This is a genomic window from Micromonospora sp. NPDC049201 (genome assembly GCF_055586805.1).
The window spans coordinates 277,259-297,180 of record NZ_JBVJHM010000006.1 but is presented as its reverse complement, the minus strand read 5'-3'; the positions used below and the strand labels follow the sequence as shown (position 1 = coordinate 297,180).

The window sequence follows — 19,922 nt, the reverse complement described above, 5'->3', positions numbered from 1 at the left end:
CTAACCCGTCGGGACCCCGACGGACGATGGGTGGTCCAGCAGAGCGCTGGCTGCGCGTCGGCTGGCGGCCAGGGCGGTCTTGGCGGCGCCCCCGCTCCCGCCGGTGAAGGTGTGCACGGTCCCGGAGACTGCCCGCAGCGCGAGGCCGGGGGGCTCGCTGTAGCAGTCGGCCGCGCTGACCGGCGGGCCCGCCGGTCGCGGGTCCAGGCCGGGCAGCCGCAACGCGGCCACCGCTCGGACCCGCGCCGCGAGTTCGGCGTCGGGCGCGGGGGCGGCCGGGTCGACGTCCCAGCGGGAGCTGGGCAGGCCGAGCAGGAGGCGCCCGGGGCCGGCGGGCCGGCCGTAGAGGCCACTGGTCTCGTCCACGAACGACGGCAGGTCGGCGCGGCGCACCGCGTGGTGGGCGTACTGGATGTGCTTGGTGCGCAGGCAGGTGGCCAGCCCGGCGGCGCGCAGCAGTCCCGGGGTCCACGCCCCGGCGGCCACCACCACGAGGTCACCGGCGAGTCGCCGGCCGTCGCGCAGCTCCACCGTGTCGCCGTCGAGCCGGGCCATCGGCACGGCCTCGGTCCGGGTCAGCCCGGCCAGCACGGCCCGCCGCAGCCGGTCCGGCACCACGTGGCCGGCCCGGCGCTCCCAGACCCCCACCGCGTGCTCGGGCAGCCCGGCGACGCCGAAGCGGCGGGCGACCTCCGCAGCGGTGAGCACCTCGGCGTCGACCGCGGCGGCACCGGCCCCGACCCCGCCTCCGCCCCCGGCGACGGTGTCCGGATCGAGCAGGTAGAGCGAGCCGGTGCGCCGCCAGCCGGCCTCCGCCGCCAGGCTGGGGTCGCCCCGCAGCTCGGCGAGGCTGGCGGCGGCCAGGGCGCGGGCGGCCGGCTCCGGCTCGAAGGCCCGGACCAGCCCGCCCGACGCGGCGGTGGCGTCCCGGTACCCGCCGGTCGGGCCGTCGGGCGCCGTGCCGATGAGCACCGCCTCGGTGCCCGCGTCCTGCAACCGCCGGGCCAGCAGGACCCCAGCCAGCCCGGCGCCGACGACGAGTACCCGCGGCTCAGTCACCGGCGCCCGCCGGGAGGGTGCCGCCGACGAGACCCAGCAGCCGGGCCGCCCGTTCGGGTCGGCTGCCGGCGGCGGCCAGCGCCGCGCGGACCGCGGCGGCCGGGTCGAAGGCGTCCGGGCGCAACGCCCGCTCGCCCCGGGTCAGCTCGATGTCCGCCAGCGCCGCGTCGAGGTGAGGGCCGGCGCCGTCGAGCGCCGCGGTGTAGCGGGCCTTGAACGCCTCGTACGCCGCCGGCAGGAAGTCGGACTCGTAGCTGTCCGGCCGGTCCCAGCTCACGAACGCCCGGACCACCGCCGGGTCCTCGGTGGCCAGGAACTCGTGCGCCCAGATGGCGTGCCCCCGGCTGGTGGAGAACTTCGCGCCGGTGAGCCGGTAGAACTCGTTGACCACCAGCCCGGTCGGCCGCTCGGGCAGCCCGGCGGCCAGGTGCAGGGCGGGGATGAGCACCGCGTAGTAGAAGGCGTTGTCGATGCCGAGGAACAGCCACTGTTCGTCGACGTCGCCCCAGGCGTCGAGGTAACCGGTCAGCGTGTCCGCCCCCGGACGCAGGTGGCGGGCCGGCAGCACCAGGTTGGCCAGGGCCATCTCGGCCCAGACGTCCACCCGCAGGCCGTCGCCCCACTCGATGCCCCAGTCGCTCGGGTAGGCCAGCGCGACGTCCGGCAGCCCCGTGTCGAGGTACGCCGCGACCAGCCGGCGCAGCCGGGGCGGCAGGACCGCCCGGGACCAGAACTCGCACAGCCGCTCCCGGTGCTCCTCCAGCCGGAGGACCGGCACCGGGTGGGTCACCGGCTCCGGGACGGCCGAGCAGCAGGTCGAGCGGGCGTCGACCAGGTCCGCCGCGGCGAGGAAGCTGCCGCACCCCTCACAGGTACCGCCGGCCGCCCCGGCCCCGCAGCGCGGGCAGGCCCCGACGACCCGGGCGTGGTGCAGGATCCGGTGGCAGCCGGCGCAGGCGCGCAGCGACATCGGGGCCAGCTCGACGACCTTCGCCTCGACCAACTCGGTGAGCAACCGGGCCACGGCGTCGCGGTAGCCCGCGTCGGCCAGCGGGTCGACCATCACGTCGTACCCGATGCGCGCCGCGCGCAGCGCCTCGCCCACCAGCGCGCCGTAGTGCGCGGCGGTGTCCGCGGGTGCCTCGCCGCGCGCCTCGGCCCGGGTCAGCACGTAGTTCTGGTGGGCGTCCAGGCCGCACTGGGTCAGGACCCGGCGGCCGTCGGCGCGCAGCGCGCGGGCCGCGATGTCCCCGGCGACGTACGGGCCGGAGAGGTGCCCGACGTGCAGCGGCCCGTTCGGCGTCGGCGGGGGCGTCACCATGAGGACCACCCCGGCGGGAGCGGCGCCGTCAGTCACGGCCCGCCCCGGCGTCCCGGTCGCCCTCGGCGTCGGCGTCGGCGGTCCGGGGCATCCAGTAGATGCTCAGGATGGTCAGCGGGACCTCCGGGGAGGGGTTGTGGATCACGTGGGACCGCTCGGGGTCGAGCAGGATCACCCCGCCGGTCGGCACCTCGACCTTCTCCCCGGCCGCCTCGTAGATCGCGGTCCCCCGGGTCACCACCGCGAACTCGACCTCCGGGTGCACGTCCTCGGCGCTGCTGGCACCGGGCGGGATCACGCACCACATCGCGTCGAACGGCAGCGGCCCCAGGTCGCGGTACTGCTTCCAGCGGCCGATCTGAATGCCGTACTCGTCGGTGAGCTGCGCGGTGTCGCTGACGTACTTCCGCATGGTTGTCCTCCTGATCGCGGGTGACCTGAGCGGCAGGGCCGTGGGTCGGCGCCGACGGCCCGCCGGGGCGGCGGTCGTCGGCGTGCCGGCGGGTTCGCGTCCCGCCGGCGTCGTGGCGCGGGGCCGGTCGACGGCGTGCCACCGCCCGGGGCGGGGCCCACGCCGGCGGACCGGCGGTGAGGGCGGCACGGGCGTCCCCACCGGGGGCGGGGGCCGGCCCCGGGCCCGGCGCGCGCCGGGCGGCGCGGTGCGTGACCAAGCCACGATGGGTCACGGCGGACCGCTGCTCGAAACACCGCCTCCCCGGCTCCGATTGATTCGCCGCGGCGAATGGCGGCACTGCCACTGTCGGCGTAGGGTCGTCCTGCGAACAGGCAGGCAACCGGCAGTTCAACGGCAACATCGCTGCCGACTCCCGGATCAGTGGCCTCGGCTACGGCATACCGTCGGCACGAATCGGCCAGACCCGCACGGAGCAGGCGAGTGGGGATGGCATGGCGATCGACTACCAGGTTACCCTGAGTGATGAGATCGTCGCGGCCCGGCAGCGGGCCCACCTCACCCAGGAGGAGCTGGCGGCCCGGACGGGGCTGAGCGTGCGCAGCATCCGCAACCTGGAGTCGGCGCGGGTGCTGCGGCCCCGACCCGCCACCGTCCGACTGATCCGCGACGCGCTCGGCCTGCCCGGCCCGCCCGTCCCGTCATCGCCACCGCCCCGGCCGCGGCCGATGCAGCTGCCGCTGGACGTGCCCGGCTTCACCGGCCGCGTCGCCCAGCTCGCCCAACTCGACCGGCTCTTCGACGGTGACCCCTGGCGAATGTCCACGGTGGTCGTCTGCGCCCTCGTCGGTCGCCCCGGGATCGGCAAGACCGCGCTGGCGCTGCACTGGGCGCACCGGTTCGCGACCCGCTTCGCCGACGGGGTGCTCCACATCGACCTGAGCGGCAACCGGACACAGAGGCCGCCGGCGTCGCCCTCCGACGCGCTGGGCTGCCTCATCGAGGCGCTCGCCGTGCCGGCCTGCGGCATCCCGCGTGGCCTCGACGCCCGGGTCGGGCTCTACCGCAGCCTGCTCGCCGGGCGGCGGATGCTCATCGTGCTCGACGACGCGCGGGACGCCGACCAGGTCCGGCCACTCCTGCCCGGCGCGGCCGGGTGCATGGTGCTGGTGACCAGCCGGGACCGGCTCACCGGGCTGGTCGCCGGGGAGGTCGCGCATCCCGTCGTGCTCGACCGACTCGCCCCGGAGGAGGCGTACGAGCTGCTGCGGGCCCGCCTCGGCGCGCACCGCCTCGCGACGGAACCCGAGGCGGTACGCGGGATAGTGGCCCACTGCCAGGGCGTGCCCCGGGCGCTGGCGGTGGTGGCGGCCTGCGCGGCCGTCCAGCCCGGGGTGTCGCTCACCGAGCTGGCGCGGCAACTGCGCTAGCGGCGCCGGTCGGCAGCCCGGCCCGCGCCGGTGCGTTCAGGACCGGTCGGCGCGGGTCCCGGCGCGGGCGGCCACGTGCGCCGGCACCGCCACGGTCGCGGGCAGCGCGGGATCGGTCAGCGGCTGCTGCCACGTCGCGACCAGGGGAAGCTCGCCGGCCCAGAGGCCGAGCGCGGCGTCCGGGCCGGCGCCGTCGTCGGGCGGGCCGCTGCGGGTCTTGACCGACGCCTCGGCCAGTGGCAGCGCCAGCAGGACCGTGGCCGCGAGTTCCTTGCCGTTCGGCCCGCGGGTGTAGTCCCACTGGCCCGGCGCGACGTGCTCGGTCAGCAACCGCAGGCCGTACCGCTTCTCCTCGGCGTCGATGACCCTGCGCGGGGTCCCGTAGACCATCGCGCTGCGGTAGTTGACCCCGTGCTCGAAGACCGAACGTGCCAGGACCAGCCCGTCGACGACCGTGACCGTGGCGCAGACCTCGGCGTCGGTGGTGAGGCTCCGGCTGGCCACCGAGCCGTGCAGGAAGAGGTGCGTGGTGTCGAAGCCGTAGACGGTCGGCACCACCATCGGAGCGCCGTCCACCAGCGCGCCGAGGTGGCAGACGAGACCGGCCCGTAGCACCTCGAAGAGGGCGGCACGGTCGCCGCGTCCCTTCTGGCTCATGCGGCGCAGCCGGGTGCGGGGGGTTGCGGACAACGGCGCGTCGGCGTCGCTCATGACTCGTCTCCCGTCGGTCGGAACGGACCAGGGCGCGAGCGTACTCACCGGCCGGTGCCCTCCGCCTCCTCGACCGGCGCCTGGCGGCTCAGCGGTGATCCTCGGTGGGGTCCGATCCGGCCAGCCGCGTGGCGGCGGGGTCGGCTGAGGTTCTGGTCGCGGTGTCAGCTCCGCTCTGAGGCGGATCCTGCGGGTGGGTGGGAGCGCTGGTCGGCGGGAGCAGGTGACGGATCAGTTCGTAGGCGCGGGACACGTCTCGCAGGCCCGCCAGGTGGGCGATCACTGTTCCCCCAGCGGTTGCCTCCATCTCGTGCCAGCCGACCTTCTCATGCCTCGCGCGCATGGGGGTGCCGGTTCGGGCGACGGCGGCGGTGGTGACGTCCAGTTGGCCGTAGCCGAACACCCTGCCTGGTAGGGACTGCTCATATCGCAGGTCGGTGATCTGCCGCAACGGCACCTCGACGCGTCGTGACATCGTCACGACTCGCATTCGACGATCCGTCACGGTCACATGCTCGTCGGAGGCGACGATGATCGGCAGGACGACGATGACGAGCAGCACGACCAACAGGTACGGGATGCCCGGTAGCAGGAAGAGGCACGAGCCGACGAGCACGGCGACAACCGTCACCGCGGGCAGTACCGCGATGGGGTGCATGGGCAGGCGAAGCCGCACGCGTTCGCCGGACGGTAGCGTGCTGTCGTCGGCCAGTTGATACCACGCGCCCAACTGCCAGGAGGTGTGGGCGACCCTCCAGTCGGTCGCCCATTCCTCGGGTGGGTCGGTGAGGTGCTCGGCGGCAGTGGATGCGCGGGCGGCGAGCATCGTGGCGAGGGTGGGGTCGCGCCAGCGTCGGCGGGACCACGGCAGCCGCTGCAGGACCAAAGCGTCAGTTCTGGGCGGATAACGGTGCCGCTCGATCCAGGTGACGAGCTGTTCCAGGCGCTGTTGCACATGTCCGTTGGCGTCGGTGTCGGCGAGGTGGTTCTGCAGTCGGAGGTGGCGGATCTGGTAGACAGCGCCGATCTGACGCAGCACGCCACGTCGGTGGGCGTCGATCATAAATGGCATGATCCGCCAGGGCAGACGACGCCTGAGCGCATAGGACAACCGCGTGGCCGCGAAGCGACGGGACGCCCAGCCGAAGTCGCTGATCATCGCGGTTACGGCGGTGCCGGCGACGGCGTAGGTGAGGTAGCCGACGAGCGTGACGGGGCCAGCGAACAGCCAGATGAGCAGCGCGAAGGTGCACCGACGACCCGCCGTCGTGATCAGCCCGGCGCGTCTGTCCAGACGCAACAGCTGCGCAGGCCCGACGGCTCGGGAAACGTCCACCGGCTGCACCAGCCAGCCCGGCGCATTGGCCATTACCACGCCGAACGCCGCTACTGCCACCAGGAAACCGTTGATCTTCGGCACTGCCAGGTGCGGGTCCCAGGTTCGCACGACGCCCAGGGTGGTCAGCCCGGTCAGCGAGACACCGACCCAGATTCGCACGAACGTCCACCGCCAGGTGAAGCGGCGTCGTTCAAGAGCCGAGGGCAGCGGCTGCACCGCGACGGAGCGTCCCAGGGCGACAAGGGCGGTGCCCAGGACTGTCCAGACTGCTACCCACCAGACGAGTACATGCGGGTCGAACACCGCGTCGACGTCGACCTCCGGTGGTAGATCGGAGCCCTGGACAACATCTATCGCTTCCATGAGCGACGGCGGGAGGTGGACATCGATCGGGCCCGACGACGCCAGTCGACCCATCTCGACGAAGAGGTTCCGTCCCGGGTCCGGTGCGTCGATGGCGATGGTGAGGGCGATGGCGCCCCAGAGCAGCGCAGCGCCGACGGCGCAGCGCGCCGCCACGACAAGCGAGGCCCAGAACAGGCTTGGGTCGCTCATCCGCCACCAGGCGAGGTCTCGGCTGTCCGCGCGGGTCAGGTCGGCGGCCAGAGCGGCCAGCCACCGCTGTGCCTGCTTCGGGCGGCAGCGAAACTGCGTTGGGCCGGGCCGGTCACCGTAGACTGCGGGAATCAGGGCTTCCAGCAGGTGCTGTTCCATGGCTTGCGCATCGGAGAAGCCGAGAAGTTCCGTCGGATCGTGGTGCTGGCGTTCGTACACGGTGCGGGCCAGCCACAGCATCAGCGGGTTCGTCAGCACCTGTGCCGCCGCTGCGTTCGGCGCGGCGGCGAAGTCGTCGAAGATGGCCTGCCAGCGCCCCGTTCGACCGCCTGCGGTGGCGGCGAGGAGATAGTCACGCACCTCGTCTGTGGATAGTGGACGCAGGTGGACCGCTGTGGCGAATGCTATCGAACGCCCCGCGCGATGCTCGGCGCTTCGGTATTCCTCCGGGCGGCTGGTCAACACGAGCGGCCGGTCCGAGCCGTAGGCGTTGATCTGCTCAATCACCCAGGCGCGCTCCGGCGCGGGCAGTTCATCCAATCCGTCCAGGACAGGCAGGATCCTTGCGGCGTCGACCAGCGCTTGGGCAACAGTGACAGGCGTGTAGTCGCCGGCGCGTACCCGGGCAGCGAGCCCAGGGCTGAGGTTCACCAGTTCGGCGGCCAGCCACCGGCTCAGCGTCGCTCCGGTGTGCCAGTTACCCAGCGGCACGAGAACGGGCACGGGATCTCCCGCCGATCGTGCGGCCAGAAGGTCGCGGACCAGGCGGGCCGCCAGCACGCTCTTTCCCGATCCTGCGTTGCCGAGGATGACCAGCCGTGGTGTGGTCAAGGCGGTGAAGAACGCCGCGACGTCAGTGAACACGCCGGCACCTCGGGCCGGTGCGTCGTTCGGTCCGCCTGTGTCGCTGGTGCTGGGACTGTCGATGGCCCCCCATCGCACGGGCAACGGCCAGGGATCGTTGATCCGCCGTAGCCGCTCCTCGTTCGCCCAGACGCGGCCGAGCGCCACGGCAAGGTCCTCGGTGGCCTGCTCGAGGTCGGCGTTCGCCAAGGGCTTCGCCTCGCGGGCCCAACCCAGCAGCCGGCGGAGGATCGCCGCGAGCGTGCCGGCGGCCAGGAGCACGAATCCGGCGATGCTGGCGATCTTGTCGCCCCAGTCGATGTCCCGTTCGCGCACTGACCAGCCGGCTCGGGCGAGCAGGGTCACGGCCCCGCCGACCACGATGACCGCAAGCAGTCGGCGTATCCGTACGCTCCGCACACCTCATCATCGCTGACGAGCCAGGCATGCTCAACGCGGATCGGGTCTGCTGCACTCGTGAGTTCCGCGATGATGTCGTGCGGGCGCTCCACGTCCCTGGTATCAGGCTGCCCGTCGACGCCATGCAACTGCTCGACCGCACTGCCGGCGTGGCTTCTCGGTCGACGTACCCGATCGGGTGACGTCAGAAGCCGAACAGAAACAGCACCCCGGCGGCGATCAGGCCGACCTCCACGAGGGCGACGAACAATCGGTCACTGATCCGCCCCACGGTCTTCCGGCCCGCCCAGGCGCCCAACAGGGTCGCGGGTGCCAGCGCCACCCCGAACAGCAGCACGGTGCGGTCGAGCAGCGCGGCGGCGCCGTACGCGGCGATCTTCGAGACGTGCATGACCAGCGCGCCGGCGGCTTCGGTGCCGATGTACGCGGCGCGGGTCAACCCGTACGCGAGGAAGAACGGCGCGGTCAGCGGCCCCACCGACCCGAGCAGCGCCGAACCGAGTCCCGAGCCCGCGCCCACGCCGGCGAACGCCGGGGCGGACGGCCGCCGCGGATGCGGACTGCGTCGCCGCCAGACGACCACCGCGATGAGGAACACCCCGAGCAGCCGCTTCAGTGGCCCCAGCGGGGCGTGGGCCAGCAGCAGTCCGCCCAGGACAGCGGTGGGTCCCGCCCCCAGGGCGAACCAGCGCACCAGTCGCCAGTTCACGTCCCGCCGGTTGAGCCACACCCGTGAGCCGTTGCCCCACACCTGGGTCAACGTCAGCATCGGCACCGCCATCCGCAGCCCGAACAGCGCGGTGAACACGGGCAGCAGCAGCACGCCGCCGCCGAAACCGGCCACCGCCGACAGCCAGGCCAACGCGAACGCGGCCGACGACGCCACCGCGAGGACACCGACCAGATCCGTCGCCATGCCGGCCTCCAGGTCAGTCTCGGGTACAGACGCGAGTCCGGCCACGGTAGCGGCCCAGGACGGCGGACACTGCGGCGCGCACAACGAGTTGATCGGCAGGTACGACGCTGGAGGCCGAAGCAGGGCAGACGAGCGTCGGGTGCTGTCTGCCGGCAGTGCTGCCAGGCAATACCCTCGACCATGAGCCCGGCTTCCTCCGGCACGTCGAACGCTCGGGCTCGACCGGTCCGCGCTCGCTGCTCGACTCGAGAGGCACAACAATGCCCGGTACAACCGCACCCGTCACGTATCTCATCGTGGACGGGGAGAACATCGATGCCACTCTCGGCAACAGTGTTCTGGAGCGCCGGCCGGCCCCTGCCGAGCGACCCCGGTGGGAGCGTCTGCGGGACTTCGCACGGGACACGTGGCAGCAACCGGTGAAGGCACTGTTCTTCCTCAACGCCTCGGGCGGCGGTCTGCCGATGCCCTTCGTCCGGGCCCTCCTGAGCATGGACTACCGCCCCGTCCCGCTCGCTGGTTCGTCGGATCAGAAGGTGGTGGACATCGGCATCCAGCGGACGTTGGAGGCTATCGCCCGACGCCCGGGCAATGTGATGCTCGCCAGCCACGACGGCGACTTCCTGCCGCAGGTCGACGAGCTCCTACGAGGTGATCATCAGGTCGCGGTCGTCGGGTTCACGGAGTTCCTCAACGCCGGCTTCGCGGACCTTCCGGGCCTGCATGTATTCGACATCGAGGAGGATGCGGACTGCTTCACCAACGTCCTTCCTCGGGTTCGCATCATCGACCTTGAGAGCTTCGACCCCGAGCGCTTCCTGTAGGCCGGACAGCATCCGCGCCTGCTCGCGGTGTGAGCGCACGCCCGCAGCACAACGTCTAGGGTGTTGCCGTGATCCTCTCGGACTGGTCGGATGTACCCGATCGCCTGGCCAGACTGTCGACGCACCCGTCTGCCGGCACGGTCTTCGGAGCCGACGGCCATCAGTGGCGACGCGAGCCGCCGCTGACCACGACTGAGCTGGCCGAACTGGAATCGCAGCTGGCTGTCGAGCTACCCGCCGAGTACCGTTCCTTCCTCCTACAGGTCGGTCGCGGGGGCGCGGGCCCGGCGTACGGTCTCTTCTCCGTCCAACGGGTCGGCGGCCGCTGGCACTGGGACGGCGACGGCGCCGAACTCACCGACCTGGAAACTTTGGGGCAGCCGTTCGCACACACTGATGCGTTCAACCCCGCAGCCGATCTGCCGGATCCCCCCGATGAGGCGGACTTCGACTCCGAGGGCGAGTTCAACGAGGCTGAAGACGCTTACTGGCAGCAGCACGATGCCGTCGCCTTCTCACCGGAACACTCCATCGGGTTGCTCTATCTCTGTCACCTTGGCTGCGCCTACCGCGAAGCCCTCGTCATCAGTGGACCAACTCGCGGTCAGATGTGGGCGGACGACACCGCCAGCGACGGTGGGTTCCGGCCGCTGCACGAACCCGACGGAAGCCCGACGGGCTTCACGCGCTGGTACCGAGGCTGGCTCGAACAGGCCGAAGAGCAAACCCGGTCCCGATCAAGCCGCGACGCACGGAAGTAGCGGCAGAAGCGGATACCCGCCGAGGTTTGCCCGGACCACAACCATCTTGCCGTCATGTCGTTCAACTTCGGTATCCCCGGCTACCAGCCCGACTGGCGCCAGGGAGTCGCCGACGTCACGAGGCGACACGCTGGCCGACTGCTACGCCGTCCCTGACCGACATCGTCAGCGTGGGGCCGGACGGCGCCCGGATCTGGCCGGTCGCGGGCCACCAGGTGACCACGTCGAGCAACGCCCCGACCAGTTCGTCGACGGCGTCGTTCCCGCCCTGACGCCGTATCCACCAGGCGGACGCGGCGAGCAACCCGCACAGTGTTCTCCGGTCCACCCCGGTCGGCCAGGTGCGGAGCAGGTCTCCGCCGCCTGGTGCGGTCGTTCCCGGCCATTCGTCTCCGAGCCGCCGCAGGATCGTGGCCTGTGCGCTGGCACGCGAGGCAGGGCCGCGGGCCCGGGTGACCCGCGCGTACAACTCGACGAGTTCGTCACGCTCCAGCACACCGACGGCGGAGGCGAAGCCGGCGTCCGGCGCCCAGGAGGTCGAGGCGTCCGGCGTATGACAACTGATCAGCCGCTCCGTCAGAGTCCGGAACCGAACGGCGTCGTCCCGACGCATCCGAGCCAGGAACGGGATGATGCCCCGCCCACTCGCGAGCTCCACCTCCGTCATCCGAAGGGCATGCGCGAACATCTCGGGTGCCAGGACGTCTGCGGCGTCCGGCGCCAGCCGCCTGGCGAATGCGGTGACCACCCCGAGACGGAAGCCATCATCCGCCTCGTCCTCCGTCATCGCCCGGAGCGCTCTCTGGAGCTGGTCCCCGTCGAGGCTGGGGGCCAGCGCGACGAGCACCTGGTAGTTGCGCCGCCCGGGCGCGTCCGCGAGCGTCATCGCCAGGGCCTCCTCGACGACGGACGCCGGCAGCGGAGCACCGAACGCCTCAAGGACGACCGCGTCCCACTCACCGCTGACAGCCAGTAACGCACGCAGCGCCCTGGTTGCCGCTTCGGTGGCTCCCGCTTGGTACAGGTACCCGAGCGTGCGAGCGTCCGCCGAATGGGACCGGTCGGTGGTCTTACCCTTCCACCGGGCGCTCGCCAGCATCGTCAGCACCGCTCCGGTCAGGGAACTCCGCTCGGCATCGGGGAGATGACGGCTCAGACCCGCGAGAGCCTGCGCGCGCAGCGGACCGTCGCTGCGGGCAAGCAGGAGCTCACACGCGCGGCGTACCTGTTCCACCGGCACCAGTTCCGCGAAACGGACCAGCGGCGGCACCTCGTCCTCGTCGATCAGTGGCATGTGCTCTGCGGCGTACGTGAAGACACCGTCGAGGAGTTCGTCCTGGCCGGTGGAACGGAGTCGCGACACCAGACCGGGCGCCCAGAGCGCCATCTGCGCGGCGCTCTCCCGGTCATCGCCCACCGCGGCGGCCCACGCCCGTGGCAGAGCCTGATCCGGCAGCGCCTCGCTGAGCGCCTCCACGGCCCGCGCGACGCCCCCGAGACCGTACACCCGCTTTTCGCTGATCATCGTCGTGCTCAGACCAGGGTCCGCCGAGGCCATGGTCAACGGCCGCCACACCGGCTGTTTCCGCGCCCAGAGAGGCACCGAGCGTGACCCGGACTCCAGCAGCGCCAGCGCGTCCACGGCGGCCTCCGAGGACAGCAGGGTGGCGAGCCTCGCCACCGCATCGGCCAGTGTCCGCGACTCCGGGATCCCGCGGACGAAGGTCAGGACGCGCCTCCCGGTCCGGCTACGTGCCTCGGGGGGAAGAACCCGTCCGATCTCGGCTACGGCGGACAGGTCGTCCAGCCGCACCGGGCTCGACGTGCTGTCGGCTACGGCCTGTCGCAGCACGTCCTCGGGAAGGTGCGGAGCGAGCACGTTGAGTGCCGTCACCCGGGCGCCTGACTCGACGGCGTCCTCCGTGTTCACGGCGCGCAGTGCCGCCCCGAGCTCCTCCTCGCTCAGCTGCGGCGCGATGATCGCGAGCGTCTCCCCGTACCTGGGGTCGTCTCCCCATGCCTCAACGGCTTCCGTGACGTACCGGCGTCGCGTCTCCGGGGAGAGATACCTGACCAGGTGTGGCCGGGCGTCCAAGGCGAGTGGGTGGTCAATCCGGAGCGGTAGCCGTTCGATTTTCGGTATCGCTGCCATCTCCCGCTCGGCGTAGCCGCGCGCCTCCTCCGGCGGCAGCCGGTCGAGCATCGCGCCGAGCAGAAGGTGTCGGACCCCGACATCCAGCAGGCGACCCGACTCTCCGTCGGGCGGGAACAACTCGCTCAGCCAGCCTCGCACCTCGGTGGTGGAGAGTTGTCCGCAGAGCGCGTAGAGCAGATTCGGTGAGCGGAAGTCCAACCTGAACCGCAGCGCCAGCTCCAGCAGGGTGGGCACTTCCGACCTGCCCCAGTCGAGGTGCGCGGCCACATGGAGCATGCGGGCGGCCACCTCCATGTCCACGCCCTTCTCCAGCACCCACCGCAGTCGCTCGATGCCGCCCGTGGGGCGGGGACCATGCGCGGCAGACCTGTCGCCCCGTGCCTCGGGCCGGTTCCCGAGCAGGGTCAGCACGTCGTCGAAGACCGCCTCGGTGACGGGTACGTGCTGGAGCAGGGCGATCAGCTGATCCCGGCCCGGCTCGTACCTTCCCGAGCCGAGGATCCGTAACGCCTTGCGCGCCCCGGCCCCCCGGTCCGGGTGCAGAAACAGGGTGACGACAGCCCGGACGAACTTCCGGTTGCCGTACCGATCCTGCAACAGATGATGGTGATGCAGGTCCTTCAGCGCGTCGTGCGGCAGCCGGGCAGCCGCGGTGGCCAGCGGCCCGGGCAGCAGTCGACCGTTGTCGGTGTCGAGGGCCAGTTCGACCACGACCGGAACCAGTTCGTCGGCCAGGAGCGGCAGGATCGCCTCCAGCACGGCGGAGCGTTCCTGGCTGCCGTACGAGGCGGCGAGGCTGAGCACGTCCGGATGCGTCCGCTCCGGCAGGTCCGGTACGAGGAGTCGAACCCCCACCGCCTGATGATCCGGATTGCTCATGATCGCGACACGCTGGAAGCCCTGCTCGACGGTCCAGTGTCCCCGAGTGACCATCTCCCGCACCAGCCCGGGCGGGAGGGCCGTCACCGCCGAGGTCACGCTCGCCCGGATGAGGCGGTACCGCAACCGGAGCGTGAGCCGCCCGGTCGCCGCCTCCGCCAACTCGACGTCACGCAGATAGCTGCCGACGTCGCCGGCCTGCGCGTGCACCGCGTACCAAAGATTCTCCCGACCCCGGCTCAGCGCGAGCAGGCGGTGCAGGTCCGCTTCCCGGCCCGTCGCCAACAGGTGCGACGCCAGATGCCGGACGGGATACCCACCGTCCGCGCCGGCCAGCTCCGGCTGGGCCACCAGGGTCCCGAGCCCGGACTCCAGGCCGCCCCACGCTGCCAGGTAGCGGTCGCAGACACGGGCGTGAGCGGCCCGGGCCGCCTGCCGGAGGGTCCCGTCGGACGCGCCCGACAGGTACTCCCGGAGACTCGGGTGGTGGGGCGCGAAGCGGACCGGCTCGTCCACGTCCTCACCGGGGCCGACGACCGTGCAGAAGGGCCGCAGCCCGTCGCGCATGAGAGCGTCCACGAGGGACGGCTCGTCCAGCCCGGCGAGCGAGCAGAGGGTGTGGGCGTCCACCGGCTCGCCGGCCACGCCGAGCGCCGCGAGCAGTCGGACGCGTCGCTCGTCGTACTGTCTGTCCCCGCCGAGGCAGAGCGACAGGACGCGGTGCTGGTAGTAGGCCTCCAAGCCTTCCGGCAAGCCGGGGAGATCCCGAATCCTCCGCGGATCCTGACCGATGGACTCGATCACGTAGTGGGCATAGACCCACGACCCTCGACTGCGTTCCAGGATCCGCAGGGCGAAGGCCTCCTCGGTGACGCCGTGTCCGTCGAGCGCCCGGGCGATACGGGGGTCGTTCCGCGCCCGGTCACGGAGGAATCCCTCCAGCGCCTCACCATTCCCCGGCGATTCCGGCAACAACGCCACCCGACGCGTCTGGTCCCACGGAAGGTTCCTCAATCGCCCGGTCCGCGCGGTCACGACGACGTACACGCGCTCCGGAAGCCACTGCGGCAGTCCGAACGGCAACTCGGTGGCGGGATGCTCGTGGGCGGCGTCCAGCGCGTCGACGACCACGACGATGGGCCGCGCCGGCCCCTGCTCGTTCCGCCGTCGCGCCGCCTGCTCGATGACGTCGGCCAGCCATCCGGCCTCTCCGCTGGAGTCGGAGAGCCAGCCACCGGGGGCGAGATCGTCCAGCTTCCACGCGGTGATGAGTTGAGCGCCCAGGCTGCGCACGACTGTCGCCGTCAGCCCCGCCCCGGCGCCGTTCTGCACGAAGTGCGCGGCGTCCGTCTCCGGTCGCGCCTCGACCCACGCCGCGAAGGCCGACTTGCCCATGCCGGGCTCGGCTTCCACCGCGAAGTATCCACGATCCTGTTCTTCCATGAACCGACGGAAATCCGCGACCAGGGGATTGTTCGGGTAGTAGGCCCGGGTCAGCGAATCGACGTATGCCCCGTACGCCTGGGGAGCGCCCCGGAGCGGATGGGCCCCGGCGGCGGCGGCCATGACCGTAATGTTGATGTTGCCGCTGTTGTTGTCCGCGTTGATGACGGGGCTGTTGTTCCCGCGCGTTTCCGACGTACCGCGCCGCTGGGGGAACGGCCGCCATCTCCTCATCAGGTCGGATCGCCGTTGTCGCCGGACGGCCTGTCGGCTCTCGGCGGCGCGTGGAAGGTGATGTGTCCGCTGTTGTTGTCCGCGTTGACGATGGGGCTGTTGTCCCCGTGCGTCTCGGATGTCGGGGCCGCGGGCGGCGGTGATCCGGGGCGCTGAAGCGCGGTCAGCCCGGCCCAGAGCAAGGTGACCGCGACGAGCGCCACGACGAGCGGCGGCGTGAGACCTGCGGTGACCAGATTGGTCAGGACAGCGGCGACGATTGCCAGCACCACCGAAAGGGCGGCAATGAGTCTTTGGTTCATCTGTCCCCACCCCGTGCGACGGCGACCCGGATTCGCTGACTACCGCTCCCATCCTGCCATCGGTCGCGACAGTCACACCAGTTCGTCCACTCGCCCGCCGAGGGCTCGTGGCGAGCATGGTCGCCGACCACGCCGCGGTCCGGACCGAGTCACCCGTGGGCGAGATCGCCACCGGCGCCCGTCTGTGACCATGCGAAGAGCCCGCAAAGGCGTTTCTCCGACTGGCGTTCCCTCCGTAGGATCACCGGCGATCAAGGGGGATGAAACGGTGGGCGATTTCGAGCAGTTCGCGACGGATGTGACCTCACGTCTGTCCACCATGGCCAAGGGCGAGCTGTACCTCGTGGGCGACGGTCTCGACCGGGACTCGCTCTGGCTCACCTTTCTCGATTCCTTCCCCGCCGGCACCAATCTTCGGTTCCGTGAACGATCCGAGTACGACTGTTCGACCTGCCGCGGTTTCCTCAAGCACTTCGGCAACGTCGTCGAGATCCACGCCGGGCGGGTCCGTACCGTCTGGTCCGGGGTGTCGGGCTCCGACCCGGTCTTCTCCGTCGTCGCCGCCGCCTTGGACGAGTTCGTTCTGTCGCTGCCGTTGTCCACCATCTTCCGGTCCGCTCAGGTGCAGTACGGAACGAAGACCACCCGAACGCTGCGCGACGGCCAGGTCGAGGTGTGGCACCACCTGCACGGCCGGGTGGAGAGGCGGCACCGTACCGAGGACGTCGGCGCGGCGCAGGGCACCTTTGACGCCGCGGTGCAGGTCTTCCAGCGTGGCCTGGCCGAGCTGACCCGGCACGCTCTGGACACCGTCGTCGACCTTGTCGACGGCAACGCCCTCTACCGCGGCGCGGAGCATCGTCGGGGGGTGACCGAGTTCCGCTCGCTGCAGAGCCGGTGGATCCAGGCCGCCGACCGGCGTGCCTTCGTCTTCGCCAACGCCACGAACCCGGCGGCCCGGCTCCGCAACACGGTGATCGGCACCCTCGTCCAGGACCTCTCCGCAGGCGTCGACCTGGAGCAGGCGGTCCGGTCGTTCGAGGCGAAGGTGGCGCCGCAGAATTATCAGCGCCCCACGGCGTTGATCACCCCGGGCATGGTCAAGGCTGCCATGAAGACCATTGCCGAGCTGGGCATCGAGGAGTCGTTGCAGCGACGGTTCGCCCGGCTGTCCGACGTGTCGGTCACCAATGTGCTGTGGGTCAACAACGACACGCAGACACGGATGAAGGACGGCATCGAAGGGCTGCTCATGCAGGCGGCCGTCCCCAGGTCGTCGAGTGCGCTCCGCGACGCCGAGCCGGAGGAGATCCCCGTGGTCTCCTTCCTGAAGGACATCCTGCCCGGTGCCGCCGCCATCGACCTGTGGGTCGCCAACTCCTACGAGCCGCACTTCGTGAGCCTCACCATCGGCCGGCATCCGGCTGCTCCGCGGTTGTTCAAGTGGGACAACGATTTCGGCTGGTCGTACGGCGGCAACGTCACCGACTCGATCAGGGAGAGAGTCAAGCGGGCCGGCGGCAACGTCTGCGGAAGGCTGCGGGTGAGCCTGTCCTGGTTCAACCACGACGACCTCGACCTGCACGTGTACGAACCCAACGGTGACCACATCTGGTACCAGGAGAAGCGCAACAAGCTGGATGTCGACATGAACGCCGGCGGGACACTCTCCCGCGAGCCGGTGGAGAACGTCACCTGGACCGACCGTGTCCCCGATGGTGAGTACCGGATCGAGGTGAACCAGTACCGCAGGCGGGACAGCACCCAGGTCGGCTTCGTGGTCGAGACCGAGAGCAACGGGAAGATCGAGCACTACCGCCACGAGCGCGCGGTCGGCCACAAGGAGACCGTCGAGGTGGGCCGGATGACGGTTACCGGCGGGGTGATCTCCGCTTTCCGACCGGGTAGGGACGTGCAGCCAGGTAGTGCGAGCAGGGAGTTGTGGGGCATCACCACCGAACAGTTCGTACCGGTGTCCACCATCATGTACTCGCCGAACTACTTCGACGACAACGAGGTCGGCAACCGGCACTACTTCTTCATCCTGAAGGGGTGCGTGAACGATCAGCCGACGCGGGGGATCTACAACGAGTTCCTCCGCGGGGACCTGCAACCACATCGCAAGGTCTTCGAGGTTCTCGGCGACCGCACCAAGTGTGAACCGTCTCCGGACCAGCTTTCCGGCCTCGGCTTCAGCTCCACCGTCCGCAGCTCCGTGGTCGCCAAGGTGACCATGACCGACGGCCGGCCCCGCCTCGTCAGCATCCAGTTCTGAACCCCTACACAGATACTTGGGAGGTCACCGTGACCATTTTCGAGAAGGCCACGCGGGAGAAGTTCCGCTATCCGTCGGCCAAGGGACTGCTGACCACGGAGCAGCTGTGGGAGCTTCCGCTGACCGCCAAGTCCGGCTTCAGCCTCGATGATGTGGCCAAGGCGGTCAACGCCGAACTCAAGGCCGTCGACACCGAGTCGTTCGTGGCCACCGAGGCCAATCCGGCCAAGGCGACCTTGGAGACCAAGCTGGAGGTCGTCAAGCACGTCATCGCCGTCCGCCTCGCGGAGGACCAGGCGGCGAAGGCGGCGGCGGCCAAGAAGCTGGAGAAGGAGAAGCTGCTGGCGGTCCTGGGCCGCAAGCAGGACGCGGTCCTGGAAGACCTGACCGAGGCAGAGCTGCTGGCCCGAATCAACAACCTGTAGCCCGCCGAACAGCGGCTCCAGCGGATCGGCCGTGCGGCGCTCGTACCCGGCGGTCGCCACCTCGCTTCGGGCCCGACTGTTCCCTTCGAGCTGGCCGGCGGCCGTCGGGCCGGCTCTGCCGTGGAGCCGGCCCGACGGGGCGAGCGGCACCGCGGGCCGCAGCCCGACGGGACCAGGCGCTCGACTGCTCCTCGCGGTTTTCGGTGTGGTCGCGATCGTGGCTGTCGTCCGAGCTGTTCACCCCAACCGGATGCTGGTCAGCAGCTCGTGCAGGACGACTCCCTTCTGACGCTCCAGGTGAAGGTGGTGCTGCCCCTGTCCGCCGCCATCGGCCGTGACCATGACGGTATAGATGCCTATGGTGCTGAGCGTGCCGGTGATCCGGCCATCGACCGGGCAGTGTGTCCGGCGTTGGCCGAGGCCCTGGCCCGGTTCGATGCGAGGTCAGACGACCTGCTGAAGAGCTTCTCGGCCTGGTTCGGCTGCCACGGTTGCTGTACTTCGCTGCTGTGCTCCCTACCGCGTGGAACGCCGCTCAATCGACCCCTAGCGTGGCGGTGAGCCGCGCGATCGTGGTCAGAGCGTGCGGATCGCGGGCAACCTCAGCAAGCATGTCCCGGCCGACAGGCCGACTCGTGATCTCGGCTGGTGCGGTGCGCTCCGCCTCAACCAGCATGCAAGCCGCATTTCCCGCGTTCCCGGCGTGCAGGTAGCTACGTGCGGTGGTCATGGCCGTCACCGGGTCGCCGGAGGCCGTGGCGAGTGGGTCGATGGCCTCGCGGATACATCGCCAGAGCGTCGTGACGCCGATCTCGAATCCGGCGGCCAGGCGGGTCAGGGTGTCGCTGTTGCGCAGGTGGGTCAGGGCGAGCAGGGCTGGCCGGCCGGGGTCGGCATCCGATCTTGGTCGATTGCTGTCTTACCCGGAAATCGTCCTACTTGGACACCGGCCTCCCGCACCGCCTGCGGCCTGCACCGTCACGATGAGACGGCTCAGTGATCACGACATTTGCGGGTTCTCCCTTGACCAGGAGTTGAACTCCCGCCTGTTTGCAGCCCTTAAGAGACGTTCCTTAGCCTCCAGCGGCAGTAGACGAAGCGCGTTCGCCTACTGCCGCTGCGGTATCGGCTACAGTTCAGCCCTGAGGCTGCAGGCCGCTCCCTTTAGCAATTCTGCCGTTCCAACTGGCGCCTTGAAAAATCTCGGTGAATGGCCCAATGCGAAGCGTGGTTGTCTAATTCCTTTCCAGCTAACCAGCGATTTTTTCATAGGCGCCCCAGTTGTAGCCGAATTCGATGCCGGTGCTGGGGAGAAATCCTCCGCTGCCGTTACCGGCGAAGAGATGAAGATTCCTAGTAGTCGCGTTCCGAGCGATGAGATCAGCTTTGGTATCGCCGTTCCAGTCGCCTACAGCGACGATCGTGTCGTAAGCGCCCCAGTTGAAGCCGAACTCAGTACCAGTGTTGGGAAGAAATCCTCCGCTGCCGTTACCGGCGAAGAGATGAAGATTCCTAGTAGTCGCGTTCCGAGCGATGAGATCAGCTTTGGTATCGCCGTTCCAGTCGCCTACAGCGACGATCGTGTCGTAAGCGCCCCAGTTGAAGCCGAACTCAGTAC

At 70.4% G+C, this 19,922-nt stretch carries 15 protein-coding genes and 1 pseudogene; 5 read left to right on the top strand and 11 right to left on the bottom strand.

Going from position 1 to position 19,922, the window contains the following annotated elements:
- Genes ACZ6O5_RS15525 through ACZ6O5_RS15515 form a run of 3 tightly spaced genes read right to left on the bottom strand, consistent with a single transcriptional unit; the run spans position 1 to position 2,792 of the window.
- The gene (locus ACZ6O5_RS15525; protein WP_465977635.1) at positions 1 to 1,059 is read right to left on the bottom strand and encodes an NAD(P)/FAD-dependent oxidoreductase; all 1,059 of its coding nucleotides are present in this window, start codon (positions 1,057 to 1,059) and stop codon (positions 1 to 3) included.
- On the bottom strand, positions 1,052 to 2,380 hold the full coding sequence (locus ACZ6O5_RS15520; protein WP_465977633.1) for a class I tRNA ligase family protein: 1,329 nt from the start codon (positions 2,378 to 2,380) through the stop codon (positions 1,052 to 1,054). Before ACZ6O5_RS15520 ends, ACZ6O5_RS15525 begins: the two co-directional genes overlap by 8 nt.
- A gap of 28 nt (positions 2,381 to 2,408) precedes the next feature.
- Positions 2,409 to 2,792, bottom strand: a complete 384-nt coding sequence (locus tag ACZ6O5_RS15515; protein WP_465977631.1) for a cupin domain-containing protein — start codon at positions 2,790 to 2,792, stop codon at positions 2,409 to 2,411.
- 494 nt (positions 2,793 to 3,286) lie between these two features.
- Between ACZ6O5_RS15515 and ACZ6O5_RS15510 the strand changes: the two genes are divergently transcribed.
- Positions 3,287 to 4,222 (top strand): helix-turn-helix domain-containing protein, encoded by a 936-nt coding sequence (locus ACZ6O5_RS15510; RefSeq protein WP_465977629.1) that lies wholly within the window; start codon positions 3,287 to 3,289, stop codon positions 4,220 to 4,222.
- 36 nt (positions 4,223 to 4,258) lie between these two features.
- On the opposite strand, the gene ACZ6O5_RS15505 is transcribed toward ACZ6O5_RS15510, so the two are convergent.
- The 3 genes from ACZ6O5_RS15505 to ACZ6O5_RS15495 form a co-directional block, all read right to left on the bottom strand.
- Entirely contained in the window at positions 4,259 to 4,933 is a 675-nt protein-coding gene (locus tag ACZ6O5_RS15505; protein WP_465977627.1) for a pyridoxamine 5'-phosphate oxidase family protein, read from the bottom strand.
- A gap of 88 nt (positions 4,934 to 5,021) precedes the next feature.
- Positions 5,022 to 8,036: an NACHT domain-containing protein gene (locus ACZ6O5_RS15500; RefSeq protein ID WP_465977625.1), complete on the bottom strand. Its 3,015-nt coding sequence runs from the start codon at positions 8,034 to 8,036 to the stop codon at positions 5,022 to 5,024.
- Positions 8,037 to 8,274: 238 nt separating this feature from the next.
- Entirely contained in the window at positions 8,275 to 9,006 is a 732-nt protein-coding gene (locus ACZ6O5_RS15495; RefSeq protein WP_465977623.1) for a sulfite exporter TauE/SafE family protein, read from the bottom strand.
- Positions 9,007 to 9,302: 296 nt separating this feature from the next.
- Between ACZ6O5_RS15495 and ACZ6O5_RS15490 the strand changes: the two genes are divergently transcribed.
- Together ACZ6O5_RS15490 and ACZ6O5_RS15485 are read left to right on the top strand one after the other, a co-directional pair.
- The gene (locus tag ACZ6O5_RS15490; protein ID WP_465977621.1) at positions 9,303 to 9,830 is read left to right on the top strand and encodes an NYN domain-containing protein; all 528 of its coding nucleotides are present in this window, start codon (positions 9,303 to 9,305) and stop codon (positions 9,828 to 9,830) included.
- A 68-nt stretch (positions 9,831 to 9,898) separates the two neighbouring features.
- Positions 9,899 to 10,591, top strand: coding sequence for an SMI1/KNR4 family protein (locus ACZ6O5_RS15485; protein ID WP_465977620.1), 693 nt, complete (start codon positions 9,899 to 9,901; stop codon positions 10,589 to 10,591).
- A 115-nt stretch (positions 10,592 to 10,706) separates the two neighbouring features.
- On the opposite strand, the gene ACZ6O5_RS15480 is transcribed toward ACZ6O5_RS15485, so the two are convergent.
- Together ACZ6O5_RS15480 and ACZ6O5_RS15475 are read right to left on the bottom strand one after the other, a co-directional pair.
- The gene (locus tag ACZ6O5_RS15480) at positions 10,707 to 15,302 is read right to left on the bottom strand and encodes a hypothetical protein (RefSeq protein WP_465977618.1); all 4,596 of its coding nucleotides are present in this window, start codon (positions 15,300 to 15,302) and stop codon (positions 10,707 to 10,709) included.
- On the bottom strand, positions 15,302 to 15,604 hold the full coding sequence (locus ACZ6O5_RS15475) for a hypothetical protein (RefSeq protein WP_465977616.1): 303 nt from the start codon (positions 15,602 to 15,604) through the stop codon (positions 15,302 to 15,304). The genes ACZ6O5_RS15480 and ACZ6O5_RS15475 overlap by 1 nt, the downstream gene beginning before the upstream one ends.
- A 268-nt stretch (positions 15,605 to 15,872) precedes the next feature.
- Between ACZ6O5_RS15475 and ACZ6O5_RS15470 the strand changes: the two genes are divergently transcribed.
- Both ACZ6O5_RS15470 and ACZ6O5_RS15465 read left to right on the top strand, forming a co-directional pair.
- Positions 15,873 to 17,879, top strand: a complete 2,007-nt coding sequence (locus ACZ6O5_RS15470; RefSeq protein WP_465977614.1) for a hypothetical protein — start codon at positions 15,873 to 15,875, stop codon at positions 17,877 to 17,879.
- A gap of 29 nt (positions 17,880 to 17,908) precedes the next feature.
- Positions 17,909 to 18,304: a hypothetical protein gene (locus ACZ6O5_RS15465; RefSeq protein WP_465977612.1), complete on the top strand. Its 396-nt coding sequence runs from the start codon at positions 17,909 to 17,911 to the stop codon at positions 18,302 to 18,304.
- A gap of 535 nt (positions 18,305 to 18,839) precedes the next feature.
- Here the strand turns inward: ACZ6O5_RS15465 and ACZ6O5_RS15460 are convergent.
- From ACZ6O5_RS15460 to ACZ6O5_RS15450, 3 genes and pseudogenes are all read right to left on the bottom strand, one after another.
- Positions 18,840 to 19,034, bottom strand: a complete 195-nt coding sequence (locus ACZ6O5_RS15460) for a hypothetical protein (protein ID WP_465977610.1) — start codon at positions 19,032 to 19,034, stop codon at positions 18,840 to 18,842.
- Positions 19,020 to 19,193 (bottom strand): annotated as a pseudogene (locus ACZ6O5_RS15455) (transposase family protein); the annotation flags it as partial. The pseudogene ACZ6O5_RS15455 and the gene ACZ6O5_RS15460, both read right to left, overlap by 15 nt.
- Before the next feature lie 361 nt (positions 19,194 to 19,554).
- Positions 19,555 to 19,922: FG-GAP repeat domain-containing protein (locus tag ACZ6O5_RS15450; RefSeq protein WP_465977608.1), on the bottom strand; the 368-nt coding region annotated here is incomplete at its 5' end.